Origin of the sequence: Lentzea fradiae (assembly GCF_900100955.1) — a bacterium.
Classification (GTDB): Bacteria; Actinomycetota; Actinomycetes; order Mycobacteriales; family Pseudonocardiaceae; genus Lentzea; species Lentzea fradiae.
The window spans coordinates 152,793-165,837 of the sequence record NZ_FNCC01000003.1 but is presented as its reverse complement, the minus strand read 5'-3'; the positions used below and the strand labels follow the sequence as shown (position 1 = coordinate 165,837).

Annotated in this window: 10 protein-coding genes; 4 read left to right on the top strand and 6 right to left on the bottom strand. The window is 72.5% G+C overall.

The annotated features are described in order from the left end of the window. Positions 1-15: 15 nt before the first annotated feature. Positions 16-2,100, top strand: coding sequence for a penicillin acylase family protein (locus BLT23_RS08020; protein WP_176946649.1), 2,085 nt, complete (start codon positions 16-18; stop codon positions 2,098-2,100). A 54-nt stretch (positions 2,101-2,154) separates the two neighbouring features. Here the strand turns inward: BLT23_RS08020 and BLT23_RS08015 are convergent, their stop codons facing one another. Continuing rightward, a complete protein-coding gene (locus BLT23_RS08015; protein ID WP_090047154.1) occupies positions 2,155-2,928 on the bottom strand; it encodes a crotonase/enoyl-CoA hydratase family protein in 774 nt (257 codons plus the stop codon). Between the two features lie 67 nt (positions 2,929-2,995). Between BLT23_RS08015 and BLT23_RS08010 the strand changes: the two genes are divergently transcribed. From BLT23_RS08010 to BLT23_RS08000, 3 genes are read left to right on the top strand one after another with little or no spacing between them, the layout of a single operon-like run. Continuing rightward, positions 2,996-3,595, top strand: a complete 600-nt coding sequence (locus BLT23_RS08010; RefSeq protein ID WP_090047153.1) for a sulfite oxidase-like oxidoreductase — start codon at positions 2,996-2,998, stop codon at positions 3,593-3,595. Further along, positions 3,565-4,299 (top strand): ferredoxin reductase, encoded by a 735-nt coding sequence (locus tag BLT23_RS08005; protein WP_090047151.1) that lies wholly within the window; start codon positions 3,565-3,567, stop codon positions 4,297-4,299. The genes BLT23_RS08010 and BLT23_RS08005 overlap by 31 nt, the downstream gene beginning before the upstream one ends. 14 nt (positions 4,300-4,313) lie before the next feature. Continuing rightward, complete coding sequence (locus BLT23_RS08000; RefSeq protein ID WP_245743823.1) at positions 4,314-4,712, top strand: DUF6510 family protein; 399 nt, start codon at positions 4,314-4,316, stop codon at positions 4,710-4,712. A 365-nt stretch (positions 4,713-5,077) separates the two neighbouring features. Here the strand turns inward: BLT23_RS08000 and BLT23_RS07995 are convergent, their stop codons facing one another. The 5 genes from BLT23_RS07995 to BLT23_RS07975 form a co-directional block, all read right to left on the bottom strand. After that, positions 5,078-7,927 (bottom strand): carbohydrate-binding protein, encoded by a 2,850-nt coding sequence (locus BLT23_RS07995; RefSeq protein ID WP_090047150.1) that lies wholly within the window; start codon positions 7,925-7,927, stop codon positions 5,078-5,080. 16 nt (positions 7,928-7,943) lie between these two features. After that, a complete protein-coding gene (locus BLT23_RS07990) occupies positions 7,944-8,807 on the bottom strand; it encodes a carbohydrate ABC transporter permease (RefSeq protein ID WP_090047148.1) in 864 nt (287 codons plus the stop codon). A 148-nt stretch (positions 8,808-8,955) separates the two neighbouring features. Next, on the bottom strand, positions 8,956-9,912 hold the full coding sequence (locus BLT23_RS07985) for a carbohydrate ABC transporter permease (protein WP_245743822.1): 957 nt from the start codon (positions 9,910-9,912) through the stop codon (positions 8,956-8,958). Further along, positions 9,909-11,273: an ABC transporter substrate-binding protein gene (locus BLT23_RS07980; protein WP_090047147.1), complete on the bottom strand. Its 1,365-nt coding sequence runs from the start codon at positions 11,271-11,273 to the stop codon at positions 9,909-9,911. The genes BLT23_RS07985 and BLT23_RS07980 overlap by 4 nt, the downstream gene beginning before the upstream one ends. A gap of 21 nt (positions 11,274-11,294) precedes the next feature. Continuing rightward, positions 11,295-12,935, bottom strand: a complete 1,641-nt coding sequence (locus BLT23_RS07975) for a glycoside hydrolase family 13 protein (protein WP_245743821.1) — start codon at positions 12,933-12,935, stop codon at positions 11,295-11,297. Positions 12,936-13,045 lie beyond the last annotated feature (110 nt).

The following is a 13,045-nucleotide window of genomic DNA, read 5'->3' as shown; positions in this document are numbered from 1 at the left end:
GCCGACGGCGGCACCGTGGTCAGACGCACGTCCTACGGCATCCCGCACGTCCGCGCGACGGACTACCGGGGACTGGGGGAAGGGCTCGGCTACGCGTTCGCGCAGGACAACCTCTGCGTGATGGCGGACATCGTCGTGACGCTCGCGGCGGAGCGGTCGCGGTGGTTCGGTGCGGGGAACGTGGAGAGCGACCTCCACTACCAGCGGCTCAACCAGTCCGGTGTCATCGAACGGCAGCTCGTCGCCCAGTCGCGGCAGGCGCGTGACCTCGTCCGCGGGTATGCGCAGGGCATCAACCGCCACCTGGCGCGGACGCGCAACGCCTGCGGTGGCGCGCAATGGGTGCGTCCGGTCACCGAGCTCGACGTGTGGCGGCGCGTGCACCAGATCGCCGGTCTGAACGGCAGCGACTCGCTACGGGAACCGCTCGTCACCGCGCAACCGCCGGACTCCGCGGTCCAGGCCGCGTCGCTGCCGGAGCGGGAGGAACGCCCGGCCAGCAACGGGATCGCGCTCGGCCGGTCCGCCACCATCGCGGGCACCGGCATGGTGCTGGGCAACCCGCACTTCTACTGGGCCGACGACATGCGGTTCTACCAGCAGCACCTCACCATCCCCGGCGAGCTGAACGTGGGCGGCGCGAGCCTGTTCGGCGTGCCGTTGGTCAAGATCGGGCACAACGACACGCTGGGCTGGACGCACACCGCGTCCGAGACGCAGACCGTGACGCTGTCGAAGCTCACCCTGGTGCCCGGCGACCCGACGGCCTACGTCGTCGACGGCCGGGTGCACCGCATGATCGCCGAGCAGGTCACGGCAGGCGGCACGACGAGGACCCTGTACCGCACGCCGGAGGGGCCGCTGTTCGAGGACGCGCGGGCGTTGCAGTGGACGGACACGACCGCGTATGTGTTGCGCGACGCCAACTACGGCAACCTCCGGGTCGTCGACCAGTGGCTGGCCGTGGCCCGCGCCCGCGACGTCCACGCCCTGCACGCCGCGCTCGTCCGGTACCAGGCGATGCCGTGGGTGAACACCCTCGCGTCCGACTCCACCGGCACCTCCTACTTCAGCGACGTCCAGGTCGTCCCGCACGTCACCGACGAGCAGCTGGCGAGCTGCGCCACCGGCCCCGGCGTCGGCCTGGTGATCCTCGACGGCAGCCGCTCGTCGTGCGGGTGGGGCAGCGACCCCGACGCCGTCACGCCCGGCACGTTCGGCCCGAGCCGGTTGCCGAAGCTCTTCCGGCAGGACCACGTGAGCAACATGAACGACAGCCCGTGGCTCACGAACCCGGCCGCGCCGCTCACCGGGTACCCGTCGATCGTCGGCGACGTCGGCACCGAGCGGTCCCCGCGCACCCGGCTGGGCCTGGACATGTTCTCGGGCAAGAAGTTCACCCTGCCCGGCGTGCAGGACGCGATGTTCGGCAACCGCAGCCTCACCGCCGAGCAGGGACGTGAGGCCGTGGTCGCGATGTGCCAGGCCGCCCCGACGCTGACCGCGAGCGACGGCCGCACCGTCGACGTCCGGACCGCCTGCGCCGCGCTCGCCGCGTGGCCCGGCACCGGCGACACCGGCCCGTCCAGCGGGGGAGCGTTCTTCTGGCGCGCGTTCATCCCGGCGGCGGACCGGTCCGGCGGCCTGTGGCAGGTCCCCTACGACCCGGCCGACCCCGTGCACACGCCGCGCGGCATCAACGCGTCCCACCCCGGTGTGCAGCGGGCCTTCGCCGACACCGTGCTCGCGTTCGAGGCCGCCGGGGTCGCCGTGGACGTGCCGCTCGACGACGTCCAGCAGTACGAGGGCATCCCGATCCACGGCTGCCGCGGCCATGAAGGCTGCTTCAACGTGATCTCGATGTCCTCACCGCGGCCGACCGCGGAGATCCCGCACGGGACCAGCTTCGTGATGGCGGTCGAGCTGACCGGGTCGGGCCCGCGGATGCGGTCGATGCTGGTCTACGGCCAGTCGTCGGACCCGGCCTCACCGCACCACACCGACCAGGCCCGCCTGTACGCGGCGAAGAGGTGGGTGACGGGCGCGTTCACCGAACGGGAGATCAAGGCCGACCTCAAGTCGGTGGACCGCCTGCGCTGAGCCCTGCGCGCGTGGGTCCTCACGTGAGGGACCCACGCGCGTCGGTGGGGGCGCTCAGTCGTACTCGCCGTGCCTGCCCGCCCCCGACGTGAAGCGCGCGGCCCCCGCGGCGCCTTCGCGGGCCACGATCGGCACCCCAGCGGCGCCCTCGGCCCGCAACGCCTCCTCCAGCGGCAGGTCGAGCCCCGCGTATGTGGACGCCCGGTCCGCCAGCACGCACTCGAACGGGAACGACGCGATCCGCTCGGCCAGCTCCAGCGCCGCCGCAACGGCCTGCCCCGGCTCGACGACCCGGTTGGCCAGCCCCATCGCCAGCGCCTCGTCCGCCGCCACGGGACGGCCGGTGAGGATCAGGTCGAGCGCCCTGCCCAGCCCCACGACCCTGGGCAGCCGCACCGTGCCACCGTCGATCAGCGGCACCCCCCACCGCCGGCAGAACACCCCGAACACCGCGTCGCTCTCGACCACCCGCAGGTCCGCGAGCAGCGCCAGCTCCAGCCCGCCCGCGACGGCGTGCCCGCTCACCGCGGCGATCACCGGCTTCGTCAGCCGCAGCCGCGTCGGCCCCATCGGCCCCGAACCGCCACCGCCGGGGTCCAGCTCGTTGCGCCGCGCCGGATCGCCGACGGCACTCAGGTCGGCACCCGCGCAGAACGTCCCGCCCGCACCGGTGAGCACCGCGACGCGCTGAGCCGGGTCCGCCTCGAAGGTCTCGAACGCCTCCCGCAGGTCACCCGCCATCCGCCGGTCCACGGCGTTGCGGCGGTCGGGACGGTTCATCCAGATCACCGTCGTGGTCCCGCGCGTCTCGACCCGCACGTCGTCCATCAGCCCTCCCTTGGTGCCGCGTGGCGATCAGTGGCGTCGGCGGTGCCGATGGCGTCTACTGTGCCGCATGGCCATCGTCTCTCCCGGTTTCACCGGACGGCGCCAGCCCCCCGAGGTGCGGCTGCCGCCCGGCCAGTACCTGGCGGAGGACTTCCCGGTGCTCACCGCCGGCCCGACCCCGCGCGTGCCCACCGACCGGTGGGAGCTCGTCATCAGCACCGAGACGGGACAGCGGCACACGTGGACGTGGCAGCAGCTGATCGAGCTGCCCGCCGAGAAGATCACCACCGACATCCACTGCGTGACCAAGTGGTCGAAGCTCGGCACCCGCTGGAAGGGCGTCTCGCTGGACGTGCTGCTGGAAGACGTGGAGACCGCGGCCGACTACGCGCTCGTCCAGTCCTACGGCGGCTACACGACGAACCTGCCGCTGGAAGACCTCCTCGACGGGCAGGCGTGGATCGCCTACCGCTACGACGGCGAGGCCCTCACCCCCGAACACGGCGGCCCGGCCCGCCTCCTGGTGCCGCACCTGTACTTCTGGAAGTCCGCCAAGTGGGTCCACGGCATCCAGCTGCTCCTGGAGGACGAACCCGGCTTCTGGGAAAGCGCCGGCTACCACGACTACGGAGACCCATGGCGCGAACAGCGGTACCAGGGCGACTGACCTGGCGGGTCGCCACCCTCACCGAGACCACCGCCCTCACCGCGACCGCCCGGCGACTCGTCCTCGACGTGCCGGACTGGCCGGGACACCTGCCGGGCCAGCACGTCGACCTGCGCCTGACCGCCGAGGACGGCTACTCGGTGCAGCGCAGCTACTCGCTCTCCTCAGCCCCGGACAGCGTCGAGCTGGCCGTGCAACGCGTCGACGACGGCGAGGTGTCGCCCTACCTGTGCGACGTCCTGCCCGTCGGCGCCCGGATAGAGCTGCGCGGCCCCGTAGGCGGCTGGTTCGTGTGGCGCCCGACAGACCAGGCCCCGGTGACACTAGTGGCAGGCGGCTCAGGCATCGCACCGCTGATGGCGATGATCCGCACCCGCGCCCTCGAAGCGAGCCGAGTGCCGTTCCGCCTGATCTACTCGGTCCGCACCCCCGACGACGTGTACTTCGCCGACGAACTGTGCCACCGCGCCCGCGAGGACGCGGGCCTCGACGTGAAGATCGTGTACACCCGGCGGACTCCGGAGGGAGCCCCAGAGCCGCCGGGCCGGCTGGGTGTGGCCACCCTCCACACGCACGGCTGGCCCGCCGAGTTCACCCCGATGTCGTTCGTGTGCGGCCCGACCGGCTTCGTGGAGACCGTCGCGGACGCCCTCGTCGCCCTCGGCCACGACCCGCGGCGCGTCCGCACCGAACGTTTCGGCTGACAGGAGGCACGGCGATGGGCGATGGACCGGTGGGTGGGCACCCTGACGAGCTGGTGGGCGGGCACTCGGGCGGGAGGTCGGACGGGCGCTCTGATGGGCACTCCGACGGGCCGTTGGACGGGCACTCCGGTGGGCTGGTGGACGGGCGCTCGGGCGGGCATGTGGACGGAAACGCGTTGGCGGGTGACCTGGGGGAGATCTTCGCGGTCGACCTGACCTCGGCGACCGGGCGGTGCTCGGGCTGCGGGCACCGGGGAGCGGTGGCGGCGTTGCGGGTGTACCGGGACGCGCCGGGCGTCGTGGCGCGGTGCCCGGAGTGCGAGGAGGTCGTGCTGCGGCTCGTGCGCGGGCCCGACCGCGCGTGGCTGGACCTGCGCGGCACGGTGAGCCTGGAGATCCCGCTGCCGTCCTGACCGGCTTACGTGTCCAGCCCCACCCAGCCCGGCCCACCCAGCCCGGCCCGGCCCACCCAGCCCGGCCCGGCCCACCCAGCCCGGCCCACCCAGCCCGGCCCAGCCAACTCGGCCCGGCCCAGCTCGGCCCACTTGGCCGCGCTGCGTCTGGCCGGGCACGGCCCACCGCGCCCAGCCTTGCGCGCCGGGCCGCCGAGCCCAGATCGGCCGACCTCGGCCGCCCTGCCCTTCCCCTCCTTCGCTCCTCCTCTCTCCTCCCCAGCAGGCCCGTCCCCCCGGCGGGTCCGCCTCCCAGCGGGCTCGCCCCCGGCACGTTCGCTCTCCCCAGCGGGGCCCGCTCCGCGCCGGAGCGGGCCCCGCGTCGGTCAGATCCCCGAGTTGCCCCCTCCCAGCGTGAGCGCGAAGCCCTGCGCGTTCAGCACGCCGCCCGAGGACGCGCGGGTCACCCTGGTGTTCGAGATCGTGCCGCTGCCCGCGGCCTGGATCTCGAAGCCCCAGGTCGCGCCGTCGATTGTCAGCCGGTCGAAGGTGATCGGCGTCATCGTCTTCTGCCAGCTCATGAGCACGCCCTGGTAGCTGCTGTCGGTGATGGTCAGGTCGCTGATCACCACCGGCGTGCGGATCTCGTGGTCGGCCGTGTAGATCCACAGCGCGCCGATCGCCGAGTTCCAGTTCGGCTCGAAGCTGCCCGCTCGCAGCAGGGTGTTGCGGCGCACGCTGGTCGTGCCGCTGAACGGGACCGGCTGGTGCCAGGTGCTCACCGCGATGCCGGAGCCGGAGGTGACGATGTCCGCGACGTGGTTGTCCTCGATGCGGTTGTCCGCGCCGCCGTAGACCGCGATGCCGTTGGCGCCCGCCGGGAGCTGCACGGTGTTGTGGGTGAACGCGCCCCTGGTCACCGCGGCGCCGCCGGACCACATGGCGAGGCCGTCGTCGCCGTTGTTGCGGGTGGTGGACTGGTCGATCCTGCTGTCGACGACGTTGCCGTGCAGGTTGACGCCGTCGGCGAACGTGTTGCGGATGCGCAGGCCCACGCCGTACAGGCCGGTGGTGCCGTTGTCCGCCCACAGGCCGACCTTCGTGTGCTCGACCCACACGTTCTGCAGCAGCGAGCCGGTGCCGAAGTTGCCCTCCAGCGCCGGGTCGGAGCCGTTGTCCAGGCGCACCCGGACGTCACCGAAGATCGCGAGGTCGGCGATCGTCAGCTTGCCGGTGGCGAAGAAGCCGCCGCGCGGGCCGGTGCCCTGGATGACCGAGTGCCACGGGCCCGCGCCGATGATGCGCACGTTGCCGGCGTTGATGCGCGACGAGATGCGGAACGTGCCCGCGGGCACCCAGACCGGCCGGTTCTGCGCGGCGCCCTCGGCGATCGCCGCGGTGATGGCGGCGGTGGCGTCGGAGCCGTTGTCCGGGACGGCGCCGTGCGAGGTGATCGAGACGGCGTTCGCCGGGGCGGTGGCCGGCGCCGCGACCGGCTCGGCCTCCACGAAATCGAGCACGTAGTGCAGGCCGTTCGCGGTGTCGACCTGGAACTTCAGCTCGGTGCCCGCAGCCCACGAGCCCAGCACCCTCGTCTCGTCGAAGAACCGGTGCCCGCCGCCCAGCGCCGGGTCGTTGAAGTACGGGTAGTCGCCGTACACCCAGCTGTACTCGGACGTCAGCGTAACATCGCGGACCTTCGTCCCGTTGGCGTACAACGAGATCGGCGCCCGCAGGCCCGCGCCGTCCGCGCTGTCCGGGAGCGAGTAGCGCAGCACCAGGCCGTTCGCGGGGGCCGTCAGCCGCACGGTGACGTGCTCACCGACGGCGTCGAGGACGACGGCCCTGCGGCCGCTGGCCTCCGACTGGAGCTGCCGGTACGTGCGGCTCGCCGCGAGCACCGTGCCGTTCGTGACGGCGTCCTCGGCCTCGTACGTCGTGTACGGCAGCGTCGCGCCGCGCTGGGCGAGCGCGGTCTCACCGGACACCGCGATGCTGTCGACCGCGACGTCCGCGGCGGACGTGCTGGACAGGCCCACGGTGTTGAGCCCGGCGCGCACCGGCGCGGTCGCCGTCGCGGTGCGCCACCCGCTGCCCGCGGGGAAGGAGACGGCGCCCGCGTCGCGGCCGTTCACCGTCAGCGCCAGCGAGGCGTTCGACGAGCTCTGGAACCGGACGGTGACGGTCGCGGTGCCCGCGCTGTCGGCCTTGATCGTCCGCACCACCCGCGCACCGGCCGTGCCGAACCCGGCCACGTAGCCCGAACCCGAGTACCCGGACAGTCCTGTGTGGACGGACGTGCCGCCGGAGAGGAACGCGGACTCGGCCTCGCCGGGACCTGCCTGGACCGCGGTGCCGACGGTGAGGCTGTCGAGGTTCAGGTTGCCGGAGTCGCCCGCGTCGAACGCCAGTGCCACGTCGTGCTGCCCCGCGCTCAGCTGGACCTGCTCGGTCGACGTGGTCCAGGTGTCCCAGCCGGCCGTGGTGGGCAGGGTGACCTGCCGCAGCCTCGTGCCGTCGACGTACAGCGACAGCGTCCTCGGCGAGCCGGTGCCGTTCGCCAGCCGGAACGCGAGGTCGTGCTGCCCGGCAGTCGCGGCGGTGACGCGGAACGTCGTGCGCGCCGTGCCGCGGTTCGCGTCGGTGTAGCCGCCGACGAACCCGCTGCCGGTGTAGCCGGTGTGGTCGGTCTGGACGACCGCGCCGCCGCTCAGCGTCGCGTTCTCCGCCTCGTAGCCGGGACCGGAGCCGGAGCCGGTGGACGCGACGTCGAGGTGGTCGAGGTTCACGTTGCCGTTGTCGGCCGAGCCGAAGCTGAAGGCGAACGTGTGCGTCCCCGTCGCCAGCGGCACCGAGACCGGTGCCGTGGCCCAGGTGTCCCAGTTCGCGGTGGCCGGTAAGGAGACCTGCCGCGCCGCTCCGCCGACCCGCAGGGTCAGGGTGCGGGTCGAGCCGGTTCCGTTGGCGTACCTGAGGTTCAGCGAGTAGGTGCCGGCGGCGGGCGCGGACCACGTGAAGGACGTGGTGGCCGCGCCCCGGTTGGTGTCGGTGTAGCCGCCGACGAACCCGCTGCCGGTGTAGCCGGTGTGGTCGGTCTGCACGACCGCGCCACCGCTCAGGGTGGCGGACTCGGCTTCGAGGCGCGTGGTGGCCGCGCTCGCCGAGCTGGGCAGGACTGTGGCGACCAGTGTGATCAGAGCGGATGCGAGCGCGCGCAACCGTGGCGACGTTGCCATGGGGAGGTCCGTTCGTTCAGCCCTTGACCGCGCCGCCCAGCGCGCCGCCGTTGAGGAACAGCCGCTGGAAGACGAGGAAGAGCGCGACAGGGATGAGGGTCGAGATGGCGAGCGCGGCGAGGAACACGTCGAGCTCGACGAACCGCTGCAGCGCGGGCAGCCGCACCGACAACGGCTGCACCGCCGGGTCCGGCAGCACCAGCATCGGCCAGAGGAAGTCCTTCCACGACGCGATGACGGCGAACACCGACACCACCCCGAGGATCGGCCGGGACATCGGCAGCACGACGGAGACGAACAGCCGCAGCGGGCCTGCGCCGTCCACCGTGGCGGCCTCGAAGACCTCGCGCGGTAACCCGTCGAGGAACCGCTGCACCAGCAGGACGTTGAACGCGTTCGCGCCCGCCGGCAGCCACACCGCCCAGAAGCTGTTGATCAGCGACAGGTCGGTGATCGTGAGGTAGAGCGGCACGAGCAGCACCACCGACGGCACGAACAGCGTCGCCAGCACCACGCCGGTGACGAGCTTGCGGTAGCGCGGCCGCAGCACGGACAGGGCGAACCCGGCCGTCATCGCGACCAGCAGCTGCACCGCCCACGCGCCGAACGCGAGCAGCACCGTGTTCAGGAAGTACTTGTCGATCTCGACCCGCGTCCACGCCGTGACGAGGTTCGCGAAGTCGAACCCGTTGGGCCACAGGGCGAGCGGCGCGCGCAGCGTGTCCTGTGTCGGCGTGACCGCCGACTTCGCGAGCCACAGCACCGGGCCGAGGCCGATCAGCAGGAGACCACCGAGCAGCAGGCCCTGGACGGTGGCGATGACGCTGCGGACGCCTGGGTTCCTGCGGTCGTGGGAGGAGAGGACACCGCGGTCGGTCATGACGTCCTCCGCTCGGTGGGGTGGGTGGGACCGGCCTGGGTGGGGCGGTCTGAGGCGGGGCCGGAACCGGGGTGGTGAGCCGGGTTCCGACCGGGGGTGTGGTGGCCCCGGACGGACGGCTCGGCGGCCCGCTGCGGGCACGGGGCGGTCATGTCGTGCTCCACGAGCGGGTCAGGCGGAAGTACAGGGCCGACAGCAGGGCCAGCACCACGGCGAGCATCAGGCTCAGCGCGGTGGCCGCGCCGTAGTCGCCGCCGAGGCTGGAGGCGAAGGCGTAGTTGTAGATGAGCAGCAGGACCGTCGTCGTCCTGTTCGCCGGGCCGCCCCCGGTGAACAGGAACGGTTCCAGGAACACCTGGGCCGTGCCGACGATCTGCAGGATGAACGTGATCAGCAGGACGCCCCGCAGCTGCGGCAGCGTCACGTGCCACACCTTGCGCCACACCGAGGCCCCGTCGATCTCGGCGGCCTCGTACAGTTCCGGCGGCACGCGGGTGAGCGCGGCCAGGTAGATGATGACCGTGCCGCCCATCGCCGCCCACGTGGACTCCACGACCAGCGACACCATCGCGGTGCCGCCGTCCTGCAGCCACGCGACCGGTGCGACGCCGAACCAGCCGAGCACCGTGTTGAACAGGCCGTTGGGGCCCGCGTCGTAGAAGAACTTCCACAGCAGCACCGCCACGACCGGCGGGACCACCACGGGCAGGTACGCGAGGGCGCTGTAGAGGCCGCGCAGCCGGCGCACCTCGTTCATCAGCACCGCGAGCACCAGCGGAGCGGGATAGCCGATGACCAGCGCCAGGAACGCGAACCACATCGTGTTGCGGACCGCCGTCCACAGCAGCGGGTCGTCCAGCACCCGCGCGAAGTTGTCGAGCCCGACGAACTCCGGCGTGTCGACCAGGTTGGTCTCCTGCAACGACATCACGGCGGTCTGCAGGATCGGCAGCCACGAGAACACGCCGAACACCGCGAACATCGGCAGCAGGAAGAGCAGGGCCGCGAGGCCGGTGCCGCGGCGCTTCCCGCGGCGGCGAGGTGGAACGGCAGGCCGCACAGCGCTGCGCGGCGCGGCCTGCCGGGTCGGGGCGGTGGTGGTCACTTGCGGTCCAGCAGCGCCTGGGCCTGCGACTCGGCCTGGGCCAGCAGCGCGGACGCGTCCGCGCCGCGGTCCGTGAGCACCGCCTGCACGACCGGGTCGAGCAGCGCGTAGACCTGCTGGGTCGACCTGGTCGGCTCGGGCACGAGCGGCTGGTCGAACATCCGCTCCGTGTACGGCTTCATCTGCCGCACCGGCACGTTGACGTACTCCGCGATCCACTGCTGGCGCTGCTCGTGCAGGGCGCGGTCGAACACCGGCAGCTCGGGCGAGCCGACCGCCTGCGACGTCTCGGCCGACGTCTTCGCGTCCGACACGGCCTGCTCCTGCGCGGTCAGCTTCGACAGGTAGTAGAAGTCGATCCACTTGACGCCCGCCGCCACCACCGCGGGCGACGACTTCGCCTTCACCACGGCGAGCGAGCCGCCGCCGAGCACACCGGCGTCGGGGGAGTCCGCCAGCGGGATGGTGGTGATGCCGTAGTCGTCCGGCTTCAGGCCGTTCTGCGCCTTGAGCGAGCCGTAGTTGCCGCCGCCGGAGACGTACATGCCGATCCGGCCCGCCGCGAAGTCCTGGTTGATCGTGGCCCAGTCGTAGAGGAAGTTGGCGCCCATGCTGTTGTCCGCCCACCGCATGTCCTGCAGGGTCTTCAGCACGGAACGCATCTGCGGGGTGTTCAGCGTGGACTTCGCGCTGTCGCCGGAGACCTGCTCGATCCGGCCGCCGAACGCGTAGGCGAGCGTGGTGAGGATCCAGCCGCCCGTGTTGCCCGCCGTCATCTGCGCGTAGCCCGCCTGGCCGGTGCGCTCGGCGATCTGCTTCGCGGCCGACCGCACCTCGGCCCACGTGGCCGGCGGCTTGTCCGGGTCGAGCCCCGCCTGCGTGAACAGCGTGCGGTTGTAGTGCAGCGCCTGGCCGTACGCGGCGATCGGCACGGCCTGGATGCCGCCGTCCGCCGCCTGGCCCGCCTTCGCCACCTCCGCGTTGAACCCCTTGGCGTACGGCAGCTTCGCGACCTCACCGCTGATGTCCGCGACCTGCCTGCGCTCGATCAGCCCCCGGCCGTCGGTGAACGGCGCGGTGAACACGGCGGGCAGCGTGCCGCCCGCGAGCTGGGCCGTGAACGTCGTCGCGTCCCACTTGTACTCCTGCGGCTGCACGTCGACGTCCGGGTTCGCCTGCTCGAACGCGGCGACGCGGGCGTTGAACGCGTCGACCGCGCCCTGCTCCAGACCGGGGTCGATCGCGACCGTCAGCGCCAGGCGCCCGCCGGACCCCTCCTGGTCACCTCCTGCGCAGCCCGCCACGGCGAGTGCCGCTACCAGCGTCGCCGCTGCTGTCGCTGTGAATCTCGAGGACTTCATCGTCGCTCCTTGCCGGGTGGATCACGCGCGCAGCCAGGCGGCGGCGTCGGGGGAGAGGAGGCCGTCGCGCACCGGCTCGCTGGCGAGCAGGACCTCGGTGTGCGGCGGGAGGGGGACGGGGGTGGAGCCGAGGTTGACGACGCAGGTGAACCCGGCGCCGCGGTGGAACGCGAGCACGTCCCGGCCCAGGTCGAGCCAGCCGAACTCGGTGCCGCGCGGCCGCAGGGCCACCAGCGCGCGGTACAGGTGCAGCATCGAACCGGGGTCGGTCTCCTGGCGCTCGACCGAGTACGCGCCCCAGCCGGTGGGCTGTGGCAGCCACGGCGCCGGACCCGTCCCCCGGGGACTGAAGCCGAACGCGCTGCCCGACTCGGTCCACGGCAACGGGACGCGGCACCCGTCGCGACCGGGGTCGACGCCGTCGGAACGGAAGAACATCGGGTCCTGCAGCACCTCCCGCGGCAGGTCCTCGACCTCGGGCAGGCCCAATTCGTCGCCCTGGTAGACGTACAGCGACCCCGGCAGCGCGCCCGTGAGCAACGCCGCCGCGCGGGCCCGGCGGGTGCCCCTGGCCAGGTCGGTCGGGATGCCGAACCGCCGCGCCTCGAACCCGAACGAGCTGTCCTCGCGCCCGTAGCGGGTGACGGGCCGGGTGACGTCGTGGTTCGCCAGCACCCATGTGGCCGGCGCGCCGACCGGCCGGTGCGCGTCCAGGGTGGACTCGATCGAGCCGCGCAGCGCGGCGGCCGACCACGGGCGGGTCATGAAGTCGAAGTTGAACGCCGTGTGCATCTCGTCCGGCCGCAGGTACCGCGCGAACCGCCGCTGGTCGGCCAGCCAGACCTCGCCGATCAGCACCCGCGGCTCCTCGTACGAGTCGGCGACCGCGCGCCACCGCCGGTAGATCTCGTGCACCTCGTCGCGGTCGACGAACGGGTGGCCCTCCGCCTCGGCGACCTCGGGGAACGCCGGGTCCTTGACCGGCATCGTCGCCGAGTCGATGCGGATGCCCGCCACCCCGCGGTCGAACCAGAAACGGAGCACGGCCTCGTGCTCCTCCCACACGTCCGGGTGATTCCAGTTCAGGTCCGGCTGCTGCGGGGCGAACAGGTGCAGGTACCACTCGCCGGGCGTGCCGTCCGGGTTCGTGGTGCGGGTCCAGGTGCCGCCGGAGAAGCTCGACACCCAGTCCGTGGGCGGGAGCTCGCCGTGCTCGCCCCGGCCGGGCCGGAACCAGAACCGCTCCCGTTCGGGTGAACCCGGCCCCGCCGCCAGCGCCTCCTGGAACCACACGTGCCGGTCGGACACGTGGTTGGGCACCACGTCGACGATCGTGCGGATGCCCAGCGCCGCCGCCTCGGCGATCAGCTCCTCCGCCGCGGCCAGGTCGCCGAAGGCCGGGTCGATCGCCCGGTAGTCGGCCACGTCGTACCCGCCGTCCGCGAGCGGCGAGGCGTACCAGGGCGTGAACCAGAGCGCGTCCACCCCGAGCGAGGCAAGATAGGGCAGCCGCGACCGCACGCCCGCGAGATCGCCCACGCCGTCGCCGTCGCCATCGGCGAAGCTGCGCGGGTAAATCTGGTAGATCACCGCGTCCCGCCACCAGTCCGCACCGCTCGCGGCCCTGGTCACGGATGGTGCGACGGAAATGCTCGTGCTCACGTCGGCCCCGATCTGACTGAGGAGGTTGAAAGTAGGTTTAGCGCTCAACCTGAAATGACGGTAATGTGACCCGTGCCATGCTGTCAACCGAGCAGCAGGCCGAGCGGGGA

Coding starts and splice junctions, on each gene's coding strand:
- BLT23_RS08015 (WP_090047154.1), bottom strand. CDS start 2,928: ATGGACGACGTGCGGGTCGAGACGCGCGGGACCACGACGGTGATCTGG.
- BLT23_RS08010 (WP_090047153.1), top strand. CDS start 2,996: ATGGCCATCGTCTCTCCCGGTTTCACCGGACGGCGCCAGCCCCCCGAG.
- BLT23_RS08005 (WP_090047151.1), top strand. CDS start 3,565: ATGGCGCGAACAGCGGTACCAGGGCGACTGACCTGGCGGGTCGCCACC.
- BLT23_RS08000 (WP_245743823.1), top strand. CDS start 4,314: ATGGGCGATGGACCGGTGGGTGGGCACCCTGACGAGCTGGTGGGCGGG.
- BLT23_RS07995 (WP_090047150.1), bottom strand. CDS start 7,927: ATGGCAACGTCGCCACGGTTGCGCGCGCTCGCATCCGCTCTGATCACA.
- BLT23_RS07990 (WP_090047148.1), bottom strand. CDS start 8,807: ATGACCGACCGCGGTGTCCTCTCCTCCCACGACCGCAGGAACCCAGGC.
- BLT23_RS07980 (WP_090047147.1), bottom strand. CDS start 11,273: ATGAAGTCCTCGAGATTCACAGCGACAGCAGCGGCGACGCTGGTAGCG.